This window comes from Cellulomonas sp. B6 (assembly GCF_001462455.1).
GTDB lineage: Bacteria > Actinomycetota > Actinomycetes > Actinomycetales > Cellulomonadaceae > Cellulomonas.
This window is the reverse complement of the sequence record NZ_LNTD01000111.1, coordinates 1-1850: the sequence shown is the minus strand read 5'-3', so window position 1 is coordinate 1850 and position 1850 is coordinate 1. Positions and strand designations below refer to the sequence as shown.

The 1850-nt window shown below is 77.4% G+C and carries 2 protein-coding genes; both read left to right on the top strand.

The window, feature by feature from the left end; genetic code table 11:
• A partial coding sequence (locus tag ATM99_RS10785) for an iron ABC transporter permease (RefSeq protein WP_062102923.1) occupies positions 1-1067 on the top strand: 1067 nt, incomplete at its 5' end.
• On the top strand, positions 1064-1850 hold a 787-nt coding region (locus ATM99_RS10780; RefSeq protein WP_150118249.1), incomplete at its 3' end, for a heme ABC transporter ATP-binding protein. The genes ATM99_RS10785 and ATM99_RS10780, both read left to right, overlap by 4 nt.

The window sequence follows — 1850 nt, the reverse complement described above, 5'->3', positions numbered from 1 at the left end:
CGTCCGCACCGGCCGCCGCACCCGCCCGGCCCCGCACCACGCGGCGCGTCGCGCTGTTCGCCGGGCTCGGCGTGACCCTGGTCGTGCTCGCCGTGGTCGCCGCCGGCAGCGGGCAGCTCCACGTGCCGCCGGCCGAGGTGCTCGGCTCGGTCCTGCACCGGCTCGGTCTCGACGTCGGCCCGCTGCCCGCGCACGCGCACGGCGAGGCGGCGCTGTGGACCATCCGGTTCCCGCGCGTGGTCATGGCCGTCCTCGTGGGGGCCGCGCTGGCCACCGGCGGGGCGGTCATGCAGGGCGTGTTCGGCAACCCGCTCGCCGAGCCCGGCGTCGTCGGCGTCTCGTCCGGCGCCGCCGTCGGCGCGTGCCTCGTCATCGTGACGGGCTGGACCTTCGCCGGGTCCTGGACCGTCGCGCTGCTCGCGTTCGCCGGCGGCCTCGTCGCGACGCTCGTCGTCTACGCGACCGCGCGCGAGTCCGGGCGCACCGAGGTGGTCACGCTCGTCCTCACGGGCGTCGCGGTCAACGCGGTCGGCGGCGCCGCCGTCGCGTTCCTCACGTTCCTGGGCGACACGCAGGCGCGCGAGCAGATCGTCTTCTGGCAGCTCGGCAGCCTCAACGGCACGCGGTGGGTGTCCGTCGCGGTCGTCGCGCCGCTCGTCGCGGCGGGCCTGGTCGCGGCGGTCGTGCTCGCGCGGCGGCTCGACCTGCTCGCGCTGGGGGAGCGGCCCGCGCGGCACCTCGGCGTGGACGTCGAGCGGCTGCGGCTCGTCGTCGTCGTGGTCGTCGCCGTGCTCACCGCGGCCGCGGTCGCCTTTTGCGGGGTCATCGCGTTCGTCGGGCTCGTCGTGCCGCACCTCGTGCGCATGGTCGCCGGGCCCGGGCACCGCGTGCTCGTGCCCGCGTCCGCGCTGGGCGGTGCGACGCTGCTGCTGGGCGCGGACCTCGTCGCGCGGACGGCCGTGTCGTACGCCGACCTGCCCATCGGCATGCTGACCGCGCTCGTCGGCGGGCCGTTCTTCTTCTGGCTCATCCGCCGCACGCGCCGCGCCGCCGGGGGCTGGGCGTGAGCGCCCGGCTGACCGCGCGCGGCCTGTGCGTGAGCTACGGGCGGTCCGTCGTGCTCGACGGCGTCGACCTCGACGTGCGCGGCGGCGAGGTGGTCGCGCTCGTCGGCCCCAACGGCGCCGGCAAGTCCACGCTGCTCGCGGTGCTCTCGGGCGACCCCCGACCCGACGCGGGGCACGTCCTGCTCGACGGCGTCGACCTGCGCGAGCAGCGCCTCACCGACCTCGCGCGGCGCCGCGCCGTCATGCTCCAGGAGGCGCGCGTGTCGTTCGCGTTCCGGGCGCTCGACGTCGTGACGATGGGCCGCCACCCGTGGCGGGGCACGTCGCACGAGGACCAGGACGACGCCGTGGTCGCGCGCGCCATGGCTGACGCCGACGTCACCGAGCTCGCCGCGCGCACGTTCCCGACCCTGTCGGGCGGCGAGAAGGCCCGCGTCGCGTTCGCGCGCGTCCTCGCCCAGCAGGGGGACGTGCTGTTGCTCGACGAGCCGACCGCGGCGCTCGACGTCCGGCACCAGGAGTCCGTGCTCGCGCGGGCCCGCACCGCGGCCCGCGACGGCGCGGCGGTCGTCGTGGTGCTGCACGACCTCACGCTCGCCGCCGCGTACGCCGACCGCGTGGTCGTGCTCGACGCCGGTCGCGTGCGCGCCGACGGGCCGCCGCGCGACGTGCTCACGGCCGCCCTGCTCAGCGACGTCTACCGGCACCCCGTCGAGGTCGTGGAGCGTCCCGGCACCGACGAGGTCGTGGTGCTGCCCGTGCGCACGACGAGCCCCGCGCGCC